General features: G+C 36.7%; 18 protein-coding genes and 1 pseudogene. 8 read left to right on the top strand and 11 right to left on the bottom strand.

Annotated elements, in window-relative coordinates; genetic code table 11:
- Positions 1-8: 8 nt before the first annotated feature.
- Entirely contained in the window at positions 9-2,717 is a 2,709-nt protein-coding gene (secA, locus tag DV428_RS03590) for a preprotein translocase subunit SecA (RefSeq protein WP_114908713.1), read from the top strand.
- A gap of 61 nt (positions 2,718-2,778) precedes the next feature.
- Positions 2,779-3,192 (top strand): 8-oxo-dGTP diphosphatase MutT, encoded by a 414-nt coding sequence (gene mutT, locus DV428_RS03585; protein ID WP_005627484.1) that lies wholly within the window; start codon positions 2,779-2,781, stop codon positions 3,190-3,192.
- 48 nt (positions 3,193-3,240) lie between these two features.
- Here the strand turns inward: mutT and DV428_RS03580 are convergent, their stop codons facing one another.
- From DV428_RS03580 to yggU, 5 genes are all read right to left on the bottom strand, one after another.
- A complete protein-coding gene (locus DV428_RS03580) occupies positions 3,241-3,504 on the bottom strand; it encodes a DUF5339 domain-containing protein (RefSeq protein WP_032803225.1) in 264 nt (87 codons plus the stop codon).
- Between the two features lie 90 nt (positions 3,505-3,594).
- The gene (gene holA / locus DV428_RS03575; protein ID WP_114908712.1) at positions 3,595-4,629 is read right to left on the bottom strand and encodes a DNA polymerase III subunit delta; all 1,035 of its coding nucleotides are present in this window, start codon (positions 4,627-4,629) and stop codon (positions 3,595-3,597) included.
- On the bottom strand, positions 4,629-5,132 hold the full coding sequence (locus DV428_RS03570; protein WP_114908711.1) for an LPS-assembly lipoprotein LptE: 504 nt from the start codon (positions 5,130-5,132) through the stop codon (positions 4,629-4,631). Before DV428_RS03570 ends, holA begins: the two co-directional genes overlap by 1 nt.
- Positions 5,133-5,227: 95 nt before the next feature.
- Entirely contained in the window at positions 5,228-7,813 is a 2,586-nt protein-coding gene (leuS, locus tag DV428_RS03565; protein WP_114908710.1) for a leucine--tRNA ligase, read from the bottom strand.
- A gap of 128 nt (positions 7,814-7,941) precedes the next feature.
- Entirely contained in the window at positions 7,942-8,229 is a 288-nt protein-coding gene (gene yggU, locus DV428_RS03560) for a DUF167 family protein YggU (protein ID WP_046942215.1), read from the bottom strand.
- Positions 8,230-8,381: 152 nt separating this feature from the next.
- On the opposite strand from yggU, the gene uppS reads away from it, so the two are divergent.
- From uppS to lpxD, 6 genes are all read left to right on the top strand, one after another.
- Complete coding sequence (gene uppS, locus DV428_RS03555; protein ID WP_114908709.1) at positions 8,382-9,101, top strand: polyprenyl diphosphate synthase; 720 nt, start codon at positions 8,382-8,384, stop codon at positions 9,099-9,101.
- A 21-nt stretch (positions 9,102-9,122) separates the two neighbouring features.
- Positions 9,123-9,989 carry a phosphatidate cytidylyltransferase gene (locus DV428_RS03550; protein ID WP_114908708.1) on the top strand — a complete coding sequence of 289 codons (867 nt, stop codon included), beginning with the start codon at positions 9,123-9,125 and terminating at the stop codon, positions 9,987-9,989.
- A gap of 9 nt (positions 9,990-9,998) precedes the next feature.
- Positions 9,999-11,330, top strand: a complete 1,332-nt coding sequence (rseP, locus tag DV428_RS03545; protein WP_114908707.1) for a sigma E protease regulator RseP — start codon at positions 9,999-10,001, stop codon at positions 11,328-11,330.
- Positions 11,331-11,349: 19 nt separating this feature from the next.
- Positions 11,350-13,728, top strand: coding sequence for an outer membrane protein assembly factor BamA (gene bamA / locus DV428_RS03540; RefSeq protein WP_114908706.1), 2,379 nt, complete (start codon positions 11,350-11,352; stop codon positions 13,726-13,728).
- Positions 13,729-13,840: 112 nt separating this feature from the next.
- Positions 13,841-14,449: an OmpH/Skp family outer membrane protein gene (locus tag DV428_RS03535; protein WP_114908705.1), complete on the top strand. Its 609-nt coding sequence runs from the start codon at positions 13,841-13,843 to the stop codon at positions 14,447-14,449.
- 12 nt (positions 14,450-14,461) lie between these two features.
- On the top strand, positions 14,462-15,487 hold the full coding sequence (gene lpxD, locus DV428_RS03530; protein WP_114908704.1) for a UDP-3-O-(3-hydroxymyristoyl)glucosamine N-acyltransferase: 1,026 nt from the start codon (positions 14,462-14,464) through the stop codon (positions 15,485-15,487).
- Positions 15,488-15,674: 187 nt separating this feature from the next.
- Here lpxD and tsf read toward each other — a convergent pair whose 3' ends face one another.
- The 6 genes and pseudogenes from tsf to DV428_RS03500 all read right to left on the bottom strand — a co-directional run bounded on the left by tsf (position 15,675) and on the right by DV428_RS03500 (position 21,535).
- Complete coding sequence (gene tsf, locus DV428_RS03525) at positions 15,675-16,526, bottom strand: translation elongation factor Ts (RefSeq protein WP_114908703.1); 852 nt, start codon at positions 16,524-16,526, stop codon at positions 15,675-15,677.
- A 133-nt stretch (positions 16,527-16,659) separates the two neighbouring features.
- Positions 16,660-17,382 carry a 30S ribosomal protein S2 gene (rpsB, locus tag DV428_RS03520; protein ID WP_005645552.1) on the bottom strand — a complete coding sequence of 241 codons (723 nt, stop codon included), beginning with the start codon at positions 17,380-17,382 and terminating at the stop codon, positions 16,660-16,662.
- A gap of 180 nt (positions 17,383-17,562) precedes the next feature.
- Positions 17,563-18,186: pseudogene (locus DV428_RS03515) on the bottom strand (class I SAM-dependent methyltransferase); the annotation flags it as partial.
- Positions 18,183-18,809 carry an HNH endonuclease gene (locus DV428_RS09825; RefSeq protein ID WP_114908702.1) on the bottom strand — a complete coding sequence of 209 codons (627 nt, stop codon included), beginning with the start codon at positions 18,807-18,809 and terminating at the stop codon, positions 18,183-18,185. The pseudogene DV428_RS03515 and the gene DV428_RS09825, both read right to left, overlap by 4 nt.
- The gene (locus tag DV428_RS03505) at positions 18,799-19,395 is read right to left on the bottom strand and encodes a hypothetical protein (protein ID WP_153066472.1); all 597 of its coding nucleotides are present in this window, start codon (positions 19,393-19,395) and stop codon (positions 18,799-18,801) included. Before DV428_RS03505 ends, DV428_RS09825 begins: the two co-directional genes overlap by 11 nt.
- A 1-nt stretch (position 19,396) precedes the next feature.
- Positions 19,397-21,535 carry a sensor histidine kinase gene (locus tag DV428_RS03500; protein ID WP_114908700.1) on the bottom strand — a complete coding sequence of 713 codons (2,139 nt, stop codon included), beginning with the start codon at positions 21,533-21,535 and terminating at the stop codon, positions 19,397-19,399.
- Position 21,536 lies beyond the last annotated feature (1 nt).

The following is a 21,536-nucleotide window of genomic DNA, read 5'->3' as shown; positions in this document are numbered from 1 at the left end:
GAGAAATTATGAGCATTTTAACAAGAATTTTTGGCAGTCGTAATGAACGCATTCTACGTAAATTAAAAAAACAAGTCGTTAAAATTAATAAAATGGAGCCAGCTTTTGAGGCATTAAGTGATGATGAATTAAAAGCAAAAACACAAGAGTTTCGTGATCGTTTAAGTGCGGGCGAAACTTTGCAACAAATTTTACCAGAAGCATTCGCAACAGTACGTGAAGCAAGTAAGCGCGTGCTTGGTATGAGACATTTTGATGTTCAGCTTATTGGTGGGATGGTATTGACTAATCGCTGTATCGCAGAAATGCGCACTGGTGAAGGTAAAACATTAACTGCAACTTTGCCTTGTTATTTAATTGCACTTGAAGGTAAAGGCGTTCATGTTGTGACGGTGAATGATTATCTTGCTCGACGAGATGCAGAAACAAACCGTCCATTATTTGAATTTTTGGGCATGAGTGTAGGCGTAAATATTCCTGGTTTACCGCCTGAAGAAAAACGAGCAGCTTATGCAGCAGATATTACTTATGCAACCAATAGTGAACTTGGTTTTGACTACTTACGTGACAACTTAGCCCACTCAAAAGAAGAACGTTTCCAACGTACTTTAGGTTATGCGCTGGTGGATGAAGTGGATTCCATCTTAATTGATGAAGCACGTACGCCATTGATTATTTCTGGTCAAGCTGAAGATAGTTCTGCGCTTTATATTGCAGTCAATAAACTGATTCCAAACTTAATTAAACAAGAAAAAGAAGATACGGAAGAATACCAAGGCGAAGGGGACTTTACTTTAGATCTTAAGTCTAAACAGGCACATTTAACTGAACGTGGCCAAGAAAAAGTGGAAGATTGGTTGATTGCGCAAGGTTTAATGCCAGAAGGTGATTCTTTGTATTCTCCTGGTCGAATCGTATTGCTTCATCATGTTATGGCTGCCTTGCGTGCGCACACATTGTTTGAAAAAGATGTCGATTACATTGTGAAAGATGGTGAAATCGTGATTGTTGATGAACATACGGGTCGAACAATGGCAGGTCGTCGCTGGTCAGATGGTTTACACCAAGCCATTGAGGCAAAAGAAGGGGTGGAAATTAAGAGCGAAAACCAAACTGTTGCGTCAATTTCTTACCAAAACTACTTCCGTTTATATGAGCGTCTTGCAGGTATGACGGGGACTGCGGATACCGAAGCGTTTGAGTTCCAACAAATTTACGGATTGGAAACTGTTGTGATTCCAACAAACCGCCCAATGATTCGTGATGATCGCACAGATGTGATGTTTGAAAATGAACAATATAAATTTAATGCGATTATTGAAGATATCAAAGATTGTGTAGAACGCCAACAACCAGTATTAGTGGGGACGATTTCAGTAGAAAAATCGGAAGAATTATCTAAGGCTTTAGATAAAGCGGGCATCAAACATAATGTATTGAATGCGAAATTCCATCAACAAGAAGCGGAAATCGTGGCAGAAGCTGGTTATCCTGGTGCGGTAACTATCGCAACGAATATGGCGGGTCGTGGTACGGATATTATCCTTGGGGGTAACTGGAAAGCACAAGCTGCTAAATTAGAAAATCCAACTCAAGAACAAATTGAAGCGCTTAAAGCTGAGTGGGAAAAGAACCACGAGATTGTAATGAAAGCAGGTGGTTTGCATATTATCGGTACAGAGCGTCATGAATCTCGCCGTATCGATAACCAGTTGCGTGGTCGTTCTGGCCGTCAAGGTGACCCTGGTTCTTCTCGCTTCTATCTTTCTTTGGAAGATGGCTTAATGCGCATTTATTTAAATGAAGGTAAACTTAATTTAATGCGTAAAGCGTTCACAGTGCCTGGTGAGGCTATGGAATCGAAAATGTTGGCGAAAGTGATTGCATCAGCTCAAGCAAAAGTTGAGGCCTTCCATTTCGATGGTCGTAAAAACCTACTTGAATATGATGATGTGGCAAATGACCAACGTCATGCAATTTATGAGCAACGCAATTATTTGCTTGATAATGATGATATTTCTGAAACTATCAACGCCATTCGCCACGATGTATTTAATAGCGTGATTGATCAATATATTCCACCGCAATCTTTGGAAGAACAATGGGATATTAAAGGGCTTGAGGAACGTTTGGCTCAAGAGTTTGGTATGGAATTACCAATTTCTCATTGGCTGGAAGAAGATAATAATCTACACGAAGAAAACTTGCGTGAACGCATCGTAGAAGTCGCCGAAAAAGAATATAAAGAAAAAGAAGCACTAGCTGGTGAAGAAACTATACGCAACTTTGAAAAAGGTGTCATGTTACAAACCCTAGATGAGCTTTGGAAAGAGCACTTAGCGGCGATGGATTATTTACGCCAAGGTATTCATTTACGCGGTTATGCGCAAAAAGATCCAAAACAAGAGTATAAAAAAGAATCTTTCCGCATGTTTACGGAAATGTTAGATTCTTTAAAACATCACGTTATCACGACGTTAACGCGTGTACGTGTGCGTACTCAAGAAGAAATGGAAGAAGCTGAACGAGCTCGTCAAGAAATGGCTGCTCGTATCAATCAAAATAATTTACCTGTGGATGAAAATGATCAGGCAATCCAAAATCCAGATTCTGAAGATTATTCAGAACGTCGTATTGGACGCAATGAGCCTTGTCCTTGTGGTTCGGGTAAAAAATACAAGCATTGTCATGGCAGTCGTGCTGCTCGTCATCAATGATTAGCCAAAGTGCGGTGATTTTTCACCGCACTTTTTTCATAGGTGCTATTGGATAGAAAAAATGGATAAAAAAATTATACAAGTCGCTGCAGGTATTATTCGTAATGAGTTTGGGCAGATCTATTTAACGCAGCGTTTAGAAGGACAGGATTTTGCCCAATCTTTAGAATTTCCCGGTGGAAAAGTGGATGCGGGAGAAACCCCAGAACAGGCTTTAAAACGTGAACTGGAAGAGGAAATTGGCATTGTGGTATTAAATGCTGAACTTTACGAGCGCTTCCAATTCGAATATCCAACAAAGATTATTTCTTTTTTCTTTTATGTCGTAGATGAATGGATTGGTGAGCCTTTTGGGCGAGAAGGGCAAGAAGGTTTTTGGGTTGAGCAACGCGCATTGGATGCCGGACAGTTCCCACCAGCTAATGCTAAATTAATTCATCGCTTATTGAATGAAGCTCTCCATCCCATAAAATAAAACCCTAGTCAGACTAGGGTTTATATAACATCTATTGATTTTTTCAAATTATTTCGGCATTGCGGCTTTCATTTGTTTAAGTTGCTCTGCCGCTTGATTACAAGCCTGATCTTGTGCCGCTACGGGCATTGATGCAAATTGTTGTTTGCTTGATTCATATTGAGCTTTCATCGCATTTGCTTGCGCAGCTGGCATTGATGCTAAGAAAGAATCAATTTCAGCGAAATAAGTTTTACAACTTGCAGACAAATCAGCTGCAGAAGCTGAAAAACCAAATCCCATTAAAATAAGTGTAGCTAGTGTTTTTTTCATCATGATATCCTCACGAAAGTTAATTAATAAAGTTATTGCCAAAGTGGCGACTTATTGTACCATTTTAGTGAAAAAAAAAAACAATAGCGATTACAAACAAATTTTCACAGACAAATCAGCGAGTTTAATCCACACTTCATCGCTAAATTCTTGTTTAGCAAGACGTTCAATATTGGCGAGCTCTTGGATAATTTCGTAGAGCTTTTGATAGGTTAAACGTTGAATCACACTTAAAAAGAGCGGTCGGCGATTTTGCCAGATTTTTAGACGGTCAAATTCAGTCTTAATTTGTTGAGTTGGAAGTTTTTCCTTTGTCACAATACGTTGCTGTGGTTTGGTAAGTTCAAGCAACGTAAATAATTCTCGCTGTAGTGTGCGTAATAAAATAACAGGTTGCACATCTTCAGCTTGTAACCCTTTTAAAATGCGTTTGGCACGATTTGCCTTTCCAACAAGCAACGCATCAATCCATTGAAATGGTGTAAAAATTGAGGATTGTTCCACCACGCTAATAACACGATTGTAATTAAGTTTATGATCGGGATGAAGTAAATCTAAAAGCTGCAAAGTTTGCTTGAGTGCGAGCAGATTGTTTTCATAACTATAACAAAGTTGTTGGATTGCTTCATCATCAGCGTCTAATCCCATCGCTTTGGTACGATTTTTTACCCAACGAGGGAGATTTTCAGCCGTAGGTGTTTGGCAATTTACAAGAATTGCACTGGTTTCATATTGGTTTAGTTCAACAAACCATGCTTGGTTTTCATTTGCTTTTGCTAGCTTTGCAATTTGTAAAATCAGCAAGATATCGTCATGTAGAACCGAAATAAATTCTTGCAGATTTTTCTGTAAAAGTGCGGTGAAATTTTCAGGTAAATTTAATACCATGACTTGTTTATTAAAAAACAATCCTATGGACTGACAGGATTCTATGAGTTGTGCCCAGTCAGTTTGGCTATCAATCTGTATGCTATTTTTTTCATCGAATCCTTGTTGGTTGGCTGTTTTATAAATGGCATCTTCATTTTCACTCAGTAACAAGGGATCTTGTCCTACCAAAAAGTAAACTTTGGCTAAACGTTGGGAAAGATGTTGATTAAGTTGCTCAGGGAAGATGCGATTCATTATTTGTTTTTCACTTGTTTTTCTAATGCAACCATTTTAGTAATGAGCTGACGTGCAGCTTGTTCCCGCATATCATTCCAAATTACTTCTCGTTCGGCGGATTTAGCTAATGCTGCGCGAGAGTTATCAAAGAAAGTGCGGTTGACTTTTGCCGTGATTGGGTGGCTTTCACCATTCGCTAAACGAATGCTTGCTTCCACTTCTAACATCAATACTTTTTCAGCTTCACGTCCGCGTTTAAATACAGACGCGACTTCATCATTTGTGCGGAATTTATTGATGCGTAAAACAGGAATGCCTTGAGTCGGATTGACGAGTTGAACATTGTTCGCTTGTAACTGATTACGCATCGCCACTGACATTTCGCTGTATGGATCAGGGCTTTCAAATGTAAGAGTACGTAATTCTTGTGGAATTAATGTACCGTTTTGAAAATGCCAGCCGCAAGCAGAAAGCGCGGTAATGCTTGCTACAATAAACAACGCTTTGATTGATTTAATCATAAAAATTACCTTTATTGTGAAGTGTATAAATTTAAAATTCATACACTAATAAAGATAGAATCTGTGAAATATCAATATTCCACAGATTCTACGGATTATGGTTTAACCACAAAATTCAACATTTTTAATGGAATATAGATTTCTTTAAGAATTTCTTTTCCATCAAGGAATTTTGCAACATTAGGATCTGCTTTAGCTGTCGCTTTAATTTCTTCTTCTGAAGAGGTTGCTGGGACAGTCACTTTTCCACGAACTTTGCCATTTACTTGCACAACAATGAGTTTTTCATCTTCTACCATTGCGGCTTCATCAGCTTTCACCCATTCAGCGGTATCGATGTTACTTTCATTTCCTAGCGCTTGCCATAATTCAAAGCAGATATGTGGCGTAATTGGATAAAGCATACGCACAACTGCACTTAATGCTTCCGCCATGACTGCACGATCTTGATCGCTTTCTAAGGAAGCCTTAGTCAGTTTATTCATCAACTCCATTACTGCTGCAATCGCAGTATTAAATGTTTGACGACGACCAATATCATCGCTCACTTTCGCAATGGTTTTATGTACTTCACGACGAAGCGCTTTTTGCGCGGCTGAAAGTGCGGTGATATCTAGGCTAGTTTTTGCTGGATTTTGTTGATATTGATACACCAAATTCCACACACGGCCTAAGAAGCGTTTTGCCCCTTCCACGCCAGATTCTTGCCATTCCAAAGTCATTTCTGCTGGAGAGGCAAACATCATAAATAGACGAACAGTATCAGCACCATATTTTTCTACCATTTCTTGTGGATCAATACCGTTATTTTTGGATTTCGACATTTTGGTCATGCCACTGTGGACTAGTTCACGCCCTTCAGGATCGGTGGCTTTAATGATGCGACCTTTCTCATCACGCTCAAGAGTCACTTGAGTTGGGCTCACCCAAATACGCTCGTTGGTTGGACTTGTGTAGTAGAAGGCATCAGCAAGCACCATACCTTGACATAATAATTTATCGGCTGGTTCGTCACTGGTTACAAATCCCGCATCGCGTAATAATTTGTGGAAGAAACGGAAGTAAAGCAAGTGCATTGTTGCGTGTTCAATACCACCGATATATTGATCCACAGGTAACCAATAGTTTGCTTCTTCCGCATCAAGCATGCCATTTTGATATTGTGGGCAAGTGTAGCGCGCGTAATACCAAGAGGATTCCATAAAGGTATCAAAGGTATCCGTTTCTTTTAACGCTGGTGCGCCGTTAAGGGTTGTTTTTGCCCAGTTAGGATCTGCTTTAATTGGACTTTTTACGCCATCCATGACCACATCTTCAGGCAGAATAATAGGTAAATCTTCTATTGGTGCAGGTACTACATCGCCATTTTCAAGGGTTAGCATCGGAATTGGTGCACCCCAATAACGTTGGCGAGAAACGCCCCAGTCACGTAAACGATAATTCACTTGACGTTTTCCAACACCTAATTTTTCTAATTTATCTGCAATACCATTGAAAGCACCATCAAAATTTTTACCATCAAATTCAGCTGAATTAACGAGTTTGCCGTGTTCAATAAAGGCTTGTTTGGTTAAATCAATTTCTTCATCTGCAAGCGGTGCGATCACTTGTTTAATTGGCAAACTGTATTTTTGAGCAAATTCAAAGTCACGTTGGTCGTGAGCTGGAACCGCCATTACCGCGCCAGTACCGTAATGCATTAACACGAAATTCGCAATCCAAATTGGTAATTTTTCACCTGTCAATGGATGAATGGCAAATAAGCCTGTTGCCATTCCTTTTTTCTCCATTGTTGCAAGATCAGCTTCTGCTACTTTGGCGTTTTTCGCTTCTTGGATAAAGGCGGCTAATTCAGGATTATTTTGAGCCGCTAAACTTGCTAATGGATGTGCTGCCGCAATCCCTAAATAACTTACGCCGTAAAAGGTATCTGGACGCGTGGTGTAAACCGCTACTTTTTCGTTGGTATCTGCAACATCAAAGGTAATTTCTACCCCTTCAGAACGACCGATCCAGTTTCGCTGCATGGTTTTTACCATGTCAGGCCATTGTGGAAGGGTATCTAAACCACCTAATAATTGCTCTGCATAGTCAGTAATTTTGATAAACCATTGTGGGATTTCTTTTTGTTCCACAGGTGTATCACAACGCCAGCAACAACCTTCGTGTACTTGCTCGTTTGCGAGTACGGTTTCATCGTTCGGACACCAGTTTACGGTTGAGGTTTTTTTATACACCAAGCCTTTTTTGTAAAGCTCAGTGAAGAACCATTGTTCCCATTTGTAGTATTCTGGTTTACAGGTTGCGATTTCACGATCCCAGTCGAAACCAAAGCCTAAAAGCTGAAGTTGTTTTTTCATGTAGGCAATGTTTTCGTACGTCCATTTAGCAGGCGCAGTTTTATTTTTGATTGCGGCCCCTTCCGCCGGTAAGCCGAAAGCATCCCAACCAAATGGTTGTAATACGTTTTTGCCTAGCATGCGTTGATAACGAGAAATTACATCACCAATAGTGTAGTTGCGCACATGCCCCATATGCAGGCGACCAGAAGGATATGGGAACATAGAAAGACAGTAATATTTTTCTTTAGATTCGTCTTTGATTGCTTTGAAAACTTTATTTTCTGCCCAATATTGTTGAACCTTTGGTTCGATCATATCGGGGCGATATTGTTCTTGCATAAAATCACCTTAAATTTTAACCGCACTTTTGCAGCATTTTGACAATAGAAAATGTGGCATAGAATACCGTAAAACGGCATAAATTGATAGGGTATGAGACCAAAGTACGGTGATTTTTTTCTTTGTTTTTACAATAGATTTTGAATTTCTTTTGGAATTAATTTGGGTTCAGGAATCCAAACTTGTTTGTGTCGGCTCAATTCCCCTTTTTCTAAAATAATACTGCTTTTGGGCACTTTGAAGGATTTACTTAAAAATTTCAATAAATGAGCATTTGCTTGACCATCAATGGGTGGCGCAGTAATGGTAATTTTTAATTCATCATCGTGAATGCCAGCAATATGATCTTTACTGGCTTTTGGCTGTAAGAATATTCTTAATCTAATACCGTCTTTATTTTGTTCAATCGCAGACATAAATTCTTCGTTTTGTTTATTTTTCTTTATTATAAAAATGAATTATGTAAAAAATAAAGTGTGGATTAGGGCTCGCTAATCCATAGCAAGCAAATACAACTTATGATATAGTTCACAGCCGAATTTATAGGGATCTTTTTATAATAAAAATAATGATAGAACTCGATCAAAACAATATTCCAAAACACGTTGCCATTATTATGGATGGTAATGGGCGGTGGGCAAAACAGAAAAATAAAATGCGCATTTTTGGCCATACCAATGGCGTATCTGCAGTTCGCCGTGCGGTAAGTTATGCTCGCCAAACTGGAGTAAATTTTCTTACACTTTATGCCTTTAGTAGTGAAAATTGGAATCGACCTGAGCAAGAAGTCAGCGCGTTAATGACGCTTTTTATGCAAGCTTTAGATCGTGAAGTGAAAAAATTACATAAAAATAATATTCGTTTGAAAATTATTGGTGATGTATCTCGTTTTAGTGAATCTTTACAAGAAAAAATTGCAAAAGCGGAAAATTTAACAGAAAAAAATACCGCACTTACCCTTAATATTGCTGCAAATTACGGCGGTTGTTGGGATATTGTTCAAGCGACAAAACAACTCGCAGAAAAAGTAAAAAATAATGAAATGAGCGTTGAAGAGATTGATGAAATTACTTTTCAGCGTCATTTGGTTACACAAGATGAACCACAAGTGGATCTATTGATTCGTACCAGTGGTGAACAACGAATTAGTAATTTTTTATTATGGCAAATTGCATATGCAGAACTTTATTTTTCCGATGTGCTGTGGCCAGATTTTGATGAGGCGGAATTTAACCGCGCCATCGCCTGTTATCAACAACGTCATCGCCGTTTTGGTGGGACAGAATAATTCAATAAATGGATTAAAATTATGCTTAAACAACGAGTTTTATCTGCCATTGTGTTAATCGCAGCGGTGTTATGTGCGCTATTTTTATTCACGCCTTTTTATTTTGCCCTCGCGTTAGGTGCTGTGGCGACTTTAGGCGTTTGGGAATGGACTCAGTTTGCTCGCCTTAAACAGCCTTTAGCGCGTTTTTGTGTTGCTGCTTTTTTAGGTGCCTTTATTTTTTTATGGCTCTATACTGAGGGCAACTATTTAGATGCAGGTCGTGTGTTTGAACAGCATCTTCAGCTTTTATTGATGAATGCTGTTGGTTGGTGGATTTTAGCTTTATTGCTTGTAGTGAGTTATCCTAAATCAGCTAAATTTTGGTCTAAAAATCCTCTTTTACAGCTTTTATTTGCCTTTTCTACTTTAATTCCATTTATCGCGGGTGTATTACGTTTACGTTTAGAACACTATAACAATGATCCTTATCACGGCTTATTTTTATTACTTTACGTGTTTGTGCTTGTTTGGGCGGCTGATTCTGGTGCTTATTTTAGCGGACGCGCATTTGGTAAACGTAAACTTGCGCCAAAAGTTTCACCAGGTAAAAGCTGGGAAGGCGTTGTTGGTGGCTTAATTACTGCGTTAGTGCTTGCTTTTGTATTTATTCATTTCTCTGGCGATGCTTTAGTTGGTGAGCGAAATATCACTGGATTCGTTATTCTTTCCGTTGCAACAGTTGCAATTTCGGTATTGGGTGATTTAACTGAAAGTATGTTTAAACGTGAGTCAGGAGTTAAAGACAGCAGTCAATTAATTCCGGGGCATGGTGGTGTATTAGATCGCATTGATAGCTTGACTGCCGCAGTACCTTTTTTCAGCTACTTCTATTTCTTTGTGTTATAAGGATTTTGAATGTCATTTTTGTGGTCGCTAGGTTCTTTTATCATTGCTATTGCGGTATTAGTATCCGTTCACGAATATGGTCACTTTTGGGCTGCTAGAAAGTGCGGTATAAAAGTCCATCGTTTTTCAATCGGCTTTGGTAAGGTAATTTGGAAACGTATTGATAAGCATGGTACAGAATTTGCGGTTTCAATGATTCCTTTAGGCGGCTATGTAAAAATGCTTGATGGACATAATGAAGCGGTTCCAGCTGAACAAAAGCCACAAGCATTTGACAGTAAAAGCGTATTACAACGCGCATTTGTGATTATTGCAGGCCCTTTGGCGAATTTTATTTTCGCGATTTTTGCCTATTGGGTCATCTACCTTTATGGAATGCCAAGTGTTAAACCTGTAATTGAATCGATAACGCCAAGTTCAATCGCGGCACAAGCGCATATTGAACCCAATACACAAATTCTAGCGGTTGATGGCGAAGAAACTCAAGATTGGGAAACCATCAATATGCTACTTGCCACAAAAATGGGAGAGTCTAATGTTGAGATTACCCTTTCTCCTTTCGGTTCTAATGTTGAACAACAACGTACTTTAAATTTGACAAATTGGACTTTTGATCCTGAAAAAGAAAGTGCGTTTGAGGCATTAGGGATTATGCCTATGCGTCCTAAAGTTGAAATGGTGCTTTCTAAAGTTGTTCAAGATTCTCCAGCTGAGAAAGCAGGTTTACAAATCGGTGATAAAATTTTAAAAGAAAATTTAACCGCACTTCCTTGGCAAGATTTTATAAAACAGGTCGAACAAGGCGAATCTTTTTCTATTAAAGTTGAACGTAATGGGGAAACGCTTGACAAAATTATTACTCCAGTGCGTAATCAGAGTGGAAAATGGTTTGTAGGTTTAAGCCCAACTTTCGTAAAATTATCTGATGAATATCGTACTGAATTAAAATATGATATTCTTAACTCTTTGCAAAAAGGCATTGAAAAGACTGGCCAACTTTCTGTGTTAACCTTGAAGGTGTTAGGAAAGTTAATCACGGGTGATTTGTCATTAAACAATTTAAGCGGCCCAATTTCTATTGCTAAAGGTGCTGGTGCATCCGCTAATATTGGATTGGTGTATTTTTTAAGTTTTATGGCATTGATTAGTGTTAATTTAGGCATTATGAATTTATTCCCATTGCCTGTATTGGATGGCGGTCATTTAGTTTTTTTAGCAATGGAAGCTGTTAAAGGAAAACCTGTTTCTGAGAGGGTGCAAAGCATCTGTTATCGAATTGGCGCAGCACTGTTATTAAGCTTAACGGTGTTTGCATTATTTAATGATTTTTTACGTCTATAATTTATATAGGATACAATCGATGAAAAAACTTCTAATCGCAAGTTTATTATTCGGTACGACAACGACTGTGTTTGCCGCACCTTTTGTGGCAAAAGATATTCGTGTGGATGGTGTTCAAGGCGACTTAGAACAACAAATCCGAGCAAGTCTACCTGTTCGTGCCGGTCAGCGTGTGACTGACAATGATGTGGCTAATATTGTCCGCTCTTTATTCGTAAGTGGTCGATTCGATGATGTGAATGCGCATCAAGAAGGCGATGTGCTTGTTGTTAGCGTTGTGGCTAAATCGATCATTTCAGATGTTAAAATCAAAGGTAACTCTGTTATTCCAACTGAAGCACTTAAACAAAACTTAGATGCTAACGGTTTTAAAGTTGGTGATGTTTTAATTCGAGAAAAATTAAATGAATTTGCCAAAAGTGTAAAAGAGCACTATGCAAGTGTAGGTCGCTATAACGCAACAGTTGAACCTATTGTCAATACGTTACCAAATAATCGTGCTGAAATTTTAATTCAGATCAATGAAGATGATACTGCAAAATTAGCATCATTAACTTTCAATGGTAATGAATCTGTTAGTAGCAGCACGTTGCAAGAGCAAATGGAATTACAACCTGATTCTTGGTGGAAATTATGGGGTAATAAATTTGAAGGCGCTCAGTTCGAGAAAGATTTACAGTCAATTCGTGATTATTATTTAAATAATGGTTATGCCAAAGCACAAATCACTAAAACTGATGTTCAGCTAAATGATGAAAAAACGAAAGTGAATGTAACCATTGATGTAAATGAAGGTTTACAGTATGACCTTCGTAGTGCTCGTATAGTTGGTAATGTGGGCGGTATGGCTTCTGAACTTGAACCTTTGCTTTCTTCATTACATTTAAATGACACTTTCCGTCGTAGCGATATCGCAGATGTTGAAAATGCGATTAAAGCAAAATTGGGTGAACGTGGTTACGGTAGTGCAACGGTGAATGCTGTACCTGATTTTGATGATGCGAATAAAACCTTAGCAATTACTTTTGTTGTTGATGCTGGTCGACGTTTAACTGTTCGTCAACTACGCTTTGAAGGAAATACTGTTTCAGCAGATAGTACTTTACGTCAAGAAATGCGCCAACAAGAGGGGGCGTGGTATAACTCGCAATTAGTTGAGTTAGGTAAAATCCGTTTAGATCGTACAGGATTCTTCGAAACCGTAGAAAATCGAATTGATCCTGTAAAAGGCACTGATGACGAAGTAGATGTGGTGTATAAAGTTAAAGAGCGTAATACAGGTAGTATCAACTTTGGTATTGGTTACGGTACAGAAAGTGGTATTAGCTATCAAGCTAGTGTTAAACAAGATAATTTCTTGGGAACAGGGGCAGCAGTAAGTATAGCTGGTACGAAAAATGATTATGGTACTAGTGTCAATTTAGGTTATACCGAACCCTACTTTACTAAAGATGGCGTAAGTCTTGGTGGAAATGTTTTCTTTGAAAACTATGATAACTCTAAAAGTGATACATCTTCTAATTATAAACGTACGACTTACGGTGGTAATGTCACTTTAGGTTTCCCTGTAAATGAAAATAACTCTTACTATGTTGGATTAGGTTATACTTATAATAAGATTAGTAACTTTGCTCCAGAATATAACCGTGAATTATATCTTGATTCCATGAATTTTAATGGAAATTCAATCAAAACCAGTGACTTTGATTTTTCTTTTGGTTGGAACTATAACAGCCTTAATAGGGGATATTTCCCAACTAAAGGGGTAAAAGCAAGTCTTGGTGGACGAGTTACAATTCCAGGTTCGGATAACAAATACTACAAACTAAGTGCAGATGTACAAGGTTTCTATCCATTAGACAGAGATCACCGTTGGGTTATATCTGCAAAAGCATCTGCAGGATATGCAAATGGTTTTGGAAACAAGCGTTTACCGTTCTATCAAACTTATACAGCTGGTGGCATTGGTTCATTACGTGGTTTTGCTTATGGTAGTATTGGACCTAATGCAATTTATGCCGATCAACATGGTAATTTTAATAAGATCAGTTCTGATGTGATTGGTGGTAATGCAATCACAACTGCGAGCGCAGAACTTATTGTACCAACACCGTTTGTGAGCGATAAGAGCCAAAATACAGTCCGAACTTCCTTATTTGTTGATGCGGCAAGTGTTTGGAATACCAAATGGAAATCGGATAAGAGTGGGTTAGATAACAATGTATTGAAAAGCTTACCCGATTATGGAAAAGTTAGTCGAGTTCGTGCCTCTGCGGGTGTAGGCTTCCAATGGCAATCCCCTATTGGACCATTAGTATTCTCTTATGCCAAACCGATCAAAAAATATGAAAATGATGATGTAGAACAGTTCCAATTTAGTATTGGTGGTTCTTTCTAATTAGATTGAACTTTTTTCATCATTCGAATGTCAAAGATAGCATTCTCTGCCTGATTTTGTTAGGCAGAGAAAATACTAAACTAACCACAATTTAATTAAGGATCTTTATCAAATGAAAAACATCGCAAAAGTAACCGCACTTGCTTTAGGTATCGCACTTGCTTCAGGCTATGCTGCAGCTGAAGAAAAAATTGCTTTCATTAATGCAGGTTATATTTTTCAACATCACCCAGACCGTCAAGCTGTAGCGGATAAACTCGATGCTGAATTTAAACCTGTAGCTGAAAAATTAGCAGCAAGCAAAAAAGAAGTTGATGATAAAATTGCAGCTGCTCGTAAAAAAGTAGAAGCAAAAGTTGCGGCTTTAGAAAAAGATGCACCTCGCTTACGTCAAGCAGATATTCAAAAACGCCAAGAAGAAATTAATAAATTAGGCGCGGCTGAAGATGCTGAATTACAAAAATTAATGCAGGAACAAGATAAAAAAGTTCAAGAGTTCCAAGCGCAAAATGAAAAACGTCAAGCAGAAGAGCGTGGTAAATTATTAGATAGTATTCAAACTGCTACAAATAATTTAGCAAAAGCGAAAGGTTATACTTATGTGCTTGATGCAAATTCAGTTGTATTTGCGGTAGAGGGTAAAGACATCACAGAAGAAGTGTTAAAATCTATTCCTGCTAGTGAAAAAGCAGCACCTGCTAAAGCAGAAGAGAAAAAATAATAGGTTCTCATAATGCAAAAATCCTATTCTTTACAAGAATTGGCAACTCAAATCGGCGCTACCGTTCGCGGTAACGCCGATGTTGTTGTTGAGAATATCGCTCCACTCGATAAAGCCCAATCAAATCAACTTACTTTTATTTCTAACGCAAAATTCCGTGCATTATTGAAAGATTCTAAAGCAGGAATTTTGGTTGTTTCTGAAGAGGATGTCGAACATTGTTCTTCAGAAAGCAATTTACTTATTGTGAAAGATCCTTATGTAGCTTACGCCATTTTAGCGCAATATATGGATAGCACGCCAAAAGCAGCGCAAGGCATTGCAAAAAGTGCGGTAATTTCTGATAGTGCTTCTTTAGGTGAGAATGTATCAATTGGTGCGAATGCTGTGATTGAAGAAGGTGTTGTACTTGGTGATAACGTGATCATTGGTGCAAATTGCTTTGTTGGTAAAAATACCAAGATCGGTTCAGGCACTCAACTTTGGGCTAATGTAACTGTTTACCATAACGTTGAGATTGGCGCTAATTGCTTAATTCAATCAGGAACAGTCATCGGTAGTGATGGTTTTGGTTACGCAAATGATCGTGGTCGTTGGATTAAAATTCCACAAGTAGGGCAAGTAATAATTGGTAATAACGTTGAGATTGGTGCGAATACGTGTATCGATAGAGGCGCATTAGACGCAACAATTATTGAAGATAACGTGATCATCGATAACCTTTGTCAAATTGCACATAATGTTCATATAGGCACAGGTACAGCGGTTGCGGGTGGCGTTATCATGGCGGGTAGTTTGACTGTTGGACGATATTGCTTAATTGGCGGTGCAAGTGTGATTAATGGCCATATGGAAATTTGTGATAAAGTCACGATTACTGGAATGGGAATGGTTATGCGCCCAATTACAGAGCCTGGAGTATATTCCTCTGGTATTCCATTGCAAACGAATAAAGAATGGCGTAAAACAGCGGCACTGACGTTAGGTATTGATGGAATAAATAAACGTTTAAAAGCGTTAGAAAAGAAAATTTCTTAATTTCTTCTGAAGTTTTATTACAAAATCCACACTTTAAACGTTTACTATTTAAGTGTAGATTTTTTTATTTTACTAAACGTAACTAAAAAGTTTAAGCCTGTTAATTCAGCGGCTTATCCTATTATTCTATAAAACAAATAAGCCCAACTTAAGTTGGGCTTATTAACATATCGTTATCTTTAAAGAATTACGCGTTACCGCCAGTGATTTTTGCTACTTCAGCAGCAAAGTCTTCTTCTTTTTTCTCGATACCTTCACCAACTTCTAAACGGATGAAGTTAGAAACTGAAGTGTTTACTGATTTTAAGAAGTCACCTACAGATACAGAAGGATCCATTACGAATGGTTGGCCAGTTAATGAAACTTCACCAGTGAATTTCTTCATACGACCTTCAACCATTTTCTCTGCGATTTCTTTTGGTTTACCAGAGTTAACTGCGATGTCGATTTGGATTTGGCGTTCGTGTTCAACTATTTCTGCTGATACATCTTCTGGATTTACGAATTCAGGTTTAGATGCAGCTACGTGCATAGCTACTTTTTTAAGTTCGTCAGCTGAACCTTGACCTGCAACTAATACACCGATTTTCGCGCCGTGTAAGTATTGAGCAATTACTTGACCATCTAAGTAAGCAACACGACGGATGTTCATGTTCTCACCGATTTTAGCTACTAATGCAGCACGTTTTTCTTCGAATTGTGCTTGTAATGCTTCGATAGTTGTACCTTTGTTTGCTGCTGCGAAATCAGCTACTTCGTTTGCTAAACCTAAGAAACCAGCATCTTTTGCCACAAAGTCAGTTTCACAGTTCATTTCAACTAATACACCGAAACCATTTTCTACACGAGCAAGGATAACACCTTCAGCTGCAACACGGCCTGCTTTTTTAGCTGCTTTAGCTTGACCAGATTTACGCATGTTGTCGATTGCTAACTCAATATCACCGTTTGCTTCAACTAATGCTTTTTTACATTCCATCATACCGGCACCGGTACGTTCACGAAGTTCTTTTACTAATGATGCTGTGATTTCAGCCATTTTTAAAATCCTCTGTCGAAAATGCGATTTATTTTGACCGCACTTTTAGATAAAAATATAGGGGCTAAACTTTAGCCCCTATGCCAATTAATCGTTTGATTATTAAGGGCTTCGCCTTATTGCAAAACTTAAATTATTCTGCGTCAGCTGCTAATTCTTCAGCAACTTGAGCTTCGTTACCACGACCTTCTTTAACTGCTGCTGCAGCTGCAGAAACGTAAAGTTGGATAGCACGAGTCGCATCATCGTTACCAGGGATAACGAAATCTACGCCAGCTGGAGTTGAGTTAGTATCAACGATAGCAAATACAGGAATACCTAGGTTGTTTGCTTCTTTAACTGCGATATGTTCGTGGTCTGCACCGATAACAAATAATGCATCTGGTAAGCCGCCCATATCTTTGATACCGCCAAGGCTTAATTCAAGTTTTTCCATCTCACGGCTACGCATTAACGCTTCTTTTTTGGTTAATTTATCAAAAGTACCGTCTTGAGATTGGGTTTCTAAATCTTTTAAACGTTTAATTGATTGACGAACGGTTTTCCAGTTAGTCAACATACCACCTAACCAACGGTGGTTTACGTAATATTGCTGACAATCTAATGCTGCTGCTTGAACTGCTTCAGACGCTGCACGTTTTGTACCAACGAATAATACTTTACCGTTGTTGCTAGCAATGCGAGTTAATTCCGCTAAAGCTTCGTTGAATAAAGGTAAAGTTTTTTCTAAGTTGATGATGTGAACACCGTTACGAGCACCAAAAATGAAAGGTTTCATTTGTGGGTTCCAGTAACGAGTTTGGTGTCCGAAGTGTACGCCTGCGTTGATCATGTCGCGCATTGAAACTTGTGCCATAATATTTTCCTTTATGTTGGGGTTGAGCCTCCACATATCAGCTAATCGACCGTTTGGCACCCCGATTAAGCCTTGTTGATATGTGTGTGTGTTGTTAGTAATTAAAAAGCTGCTTTTGAAAGGCAAAAACAGCGGGGCGATTTATACCATAAAGTGCGGTTAAAAACCAGTTTATTTTGTTTATTTCTCCACTTTTCTTACTTTGATAAATAACAATGATGGGCGGTGTGATAAATCTTTAAATTCATTATGCCATTGCGGTTGGTCGGCAAGCATTGGTTCTTCCATTTGCTCGATTTGAAACCCTGCATGAATTAAATTATTGATAATTGTCGCTGTTGTTCGATGATAGGTTTGAAAAGGTTGTTTGAACCAATTTCTATTGCGTTCGCCCTCTTCTCGGTAATGATTTAAACGATAAGCAACTTGCTGTTTTTTGTCATTTTTTTCCCAGCGTTCCCCTTCTTTGTGGCAAGTGGTTATCGGATGTTCTTGGGAAAAAACTAATGCGCCGTTAGGCTTAAGCTTGTTGGCAATAGAAGCTAATAAAGCGGGAAAATCTTCAATATAATGAAAAGCAAAAGAGTTGGTAATGACATCAAAATTACTTTCTGGAAATTCCGTTAATTTTTCCATCGGTAACTGATATAACGAAAAACGCCCTGAAAAATGACCGCACTTTTGCATATCTTTTTCAGCTTGTTCGAGCATTTTTTCGGAAAGATCGGTTCCAATCACTTTAGCAGCCCCTCGTTCTAAATAAAGTTGTAAATGACCTCCGGTACCACATGATACATCAACTACAACTCATTTCTTTTTTGTTGCAAAAGAACAACGCATTTTGATATTTTTTCAGATATTCTATCACTAGAATGTTTTTTAGAGAAGCCATACATATTCATGAGCAAAAAATCTAATCTCCTAATTTCTTCGTCCAATTTCAACTTTCTATAGAATTCACAAATAGTTTTATCTGTAATAAATTTATTCTCCACTTTTATATAGTAGTTCTTATCTCTATAAAATAATTCTGTTATACTTCCATCATCAACATTAAATTTCGAAGAATATACTTCATCCCATATAAAATCTTTCTTTGCTCTGTTACATTTTTTACACGAAAGCACTAAATTTTTTATTTTACCTGCATTTATAGAATCTCCATTAAATGATGATTCACATAAAAAATGATCGATCTCAAATAATTCAGAACTTACTACATCCGTTGTTATTCCACAATATGAACATTTATTGCTGTATATGTTTCTAAATAACTTATTATAAACACTATATTTTTTATTTATTTGATTATATATTATTTTAGTTCGAGAATGTTCAGCTTTTATTTTATTTTCTAAAGCGTCTTTTTCAGATACAATATTTTTTTTCGAAACCCAATATATCGTATTTCTATAATCATTCTTCATATAAATTTCTCATTTCTTCAAAAGCCTTAATAAGACTATCTATATCAGCCTTTGTTAAATTATCGTAATTTGATAATCCATTAATAGAATTCTCCATTTTTTCAAATAGATATTTTTCAACATATCTTTTTGAAGAAATATTTTTTAAAATATTCCTATTTAAAATGATATTTTTCGTAGCATTAACTATTTCTTCATTCCAGTTATCTTGAAAAAATGAATCCTCATCACAATGATACGTATTAGAATTATATTTTTTTAATGTACTATATTCCATCTTGTCTTGGTATTGGGTAATTACTATTATTTCTTTAAATGGAAAAATTTTTTTAATTATTAACCCAAGCTCTTCACCAGAAATTTTATTATCTTGTACATTTCCATTTTCAAAAAGCATTGAATCCAAAAATAATATATCAGCTTTTTGAATTTCATTATTCTCAAGTAAGTCTTTATAGGAATATTTATTTTCAAATTTCAATTCTGAATATTTATATTCAGCCTTATTATTTGAATATGAATTTAAATATTTCGAAACATACAAATCAATTTTATCATCTACATAAAGCATAGTTATTGATTCCATTTTAAATCGTTTCCTCCATTTCAAAAATAAATTCAAATCCATTCTCTCCTGAAATAGAAAGAACTTCTCCTTTTTGTAAATTAATTGTATTATTAATTATCCACATTCCGAGACCATGCCCATTGGTTCTACTTGTTTCATGTGGTTCTAAAATAATTCTTGGGTTATCTAAATATTTTTTTGGTAATCCCTTCCCATTATCAGAATATGATATTCTCAGCTTGTTATTATTCCTACTTATTGCTATTTTTATTTTTAATTCATTAGTTTCGATGTTTTGTTGAACACTGTTTAATATTAAATTATCAAATATAGTATAGAACGTATCTTTTGATATATTAAATTCAACTTTATCATCTATACAAATTTCTACATTCAACCAAGAATAATCTTTTTTCCAACCTTTCAATATCGAATTTACAATTTCGTTTATATTTAAGTGCTCTGCGAAAAATTGTTTCTTTTCTACTTTTTCTAAAATTGCATCAATAAAACTAAGGATTTTTTTTACTGCTCTATGGTTATTTTCTAATAAACCAGGTATGTCTTCACATGCAATTTTTCTATTCTCTGGACTATTAACAATATCCCATACACAATATTTTTTTAAAGCAGTGATAATATCATCATAGGATGGTTCCATTTGATTTCTATCGTTATTTATCTCATGCGCTATAGATGTAGCCTTCATTCCAGATGTTGCTAAAGCATTTAAAATTCTAACATCATATTTGTATCTTGCTTCTACATTTGCCTTCTCTTGTTTGAATTTTTTACTATCTTGTTTAAATAATTTAATTTCATTAACAAGCTTATTTTTTTCACTTGTATTTAAGTTCTCTATCCTTTTAGGGTTTTTTACTATTTCATCTGATATTTTTATTGCATACTCTTCTTCATTTTTATTTTTTTCGTTTATTTTTCGAATTATTTTTTGTCTATACCTTTCAAATTCTTTAATTCCAGTTAATATAATTTGTACAAATAATTGATAGGATATATTTTCATCCAATCCTTGTCTATTCATAAGATCTTGCAACACTATATTTTGTTGCTTATCAATCAATACATAACCCGATACTTGATTTTCTCTAACTCGCCAAGCACCTGTAGGATGCGACGCAGCTGCGGGGGATTTTCTTGATCTTTTTCCTAAACCCAGCCAATCTTTTTCTCCTTCAAACGATGATATGCTAAAAGCATTTCTATAAAGAATCACACCACTATCGACACTTTCATCTGTACTTAGATACTTATATAGAAATTTTTCTTTGTCATGCTTTGTTACATTAAGATTGAAAAATAGGTTTGCAGAAAACTCTCCAAGTTTATCTAATTCAGAAGATAATTCTTTGCGTCCCCCCTCATAAATTTCATTACCTTCAAATTCATCTAAAATGTTGATTTCACTATTATATGTTTTTATATCTACTTCCGGACAATATTTAATAGCATCATTAGAAAATTCGTCTGAAAATACAGACACAGATAGCATTCCTTTATTATGTTTGAGGATAATATTCGCTCTGCAATTTTTCCCTGGTTCAGGTTTTGGAAAATGCAACTTCACAAATTTATCATATTCATTAGCTATAATTCGTATCTTCATAGCTGTATCATTATACGTTTTCTCTAAGTATTTATTTAATTTTTCAATCCTCTTAGGGGTCCATTTTTCTCTAAGATTGTTTATTACTATACAAGTGCCTTTATTATCTATGCTAGAATCTAAATCTAAGGTAGATTTATTCCAATCTGTTTTCCAAACAATTCCATCTTTTTGTTCTTTTTTACTATATAATTGTATATTCTTGCCTAATCTTGATAGGGCAAACCTACCTACTCCTTTAGCTCCGGCTTGCACCCTAACATTATTATTTGTATCAATAAAATTATATCCTTTATTGCTTTTCCCAATATGCATCCAATGTTTCCTTATATCCTCTGAATCCATACCATCTCCATCATCAATTATTTTCAGAGTTGTTTTATCTACAAATTCTAATTTGACAACCGACGCCCCCGCATCATATGCATTTTTAACTAATTCTAAAACTGCAGCCTCATCATTGGAAAAGTTTTGTACACCTAAAAGCTCTGAAATTGTACTATCTTCAATACTGTATTTAAGATATTCCATA

It is taken from the genome of Haemophilus haemolyticus, assembly GCF_003352385.1.
Taxonomy (GTDB): Bacteria; Pseudomonadota; Gammaproteobacteria; order Enterobacterales; family Pasteurellaceae; genus Haemophilus; species Haemophilus haemolyticus_I.
The sequence above is the reverse complement of the archived record's forward strand: the minus strand, read 5'-3'. Positions and strand labels throughout refer to the sequence as shown.